This window comes from Peribacillus sp. SIMBA_075 (assembly GCF_046534585.1).
The window spans coordinates 1-302 of the sequence record NZ_JAWRYN010000354.1 but is presented as its reverse complement, the minus strand read 5'-3'; the positions used below and the strand labels follow the sequence as shown (position 1 = coordinate 302).

The 302-nt window shown below is 52.0% G+C and carries 1 protein-coding gene; it reads right to left on the bottom strand.

Going from position 1 to position 302, the window contains the following annotated elements; all coding sequences use genetic code 11:
* Positions 1-295: MBL fold metallo-hydrolase (locus SB775_RS28555; RefSeq protein WP_410864550.1), on the bottom strand; the 295-nt coding region annotated here is incomplete at its 3' end.
* Positions 296-302: the final 7 nt, after the last annotated feature.

Sequence of the window (302 nt, the reverse complement as noted above, 5' to 3'; positions counted from 1 at the left end):
CATGGTAATCGAAAAAAGCTTCGTCCCGGCGCAGCCATAAATCATTATAGGGATGGCCGTACAGTTTTGCGGAATCAAAGCCATCGACCCATCCGGCATGATCCGGGTGGTGATGTGTCAAAACCACTTGCTCGATGTCTTGCGGGGCGACATTTGCCGCTTTCAAGCCGGCCTTAAGCGCTTCCCAGGCTTCCGGTGTTTTCGGCCCTGCATCAATCAACGTCAATGCGTCGCCTTTCAATAGATAAGAATTGACATCTCCGACCGCAAATGGCGTCGGGATGGTGATTTTGATCGGTTCC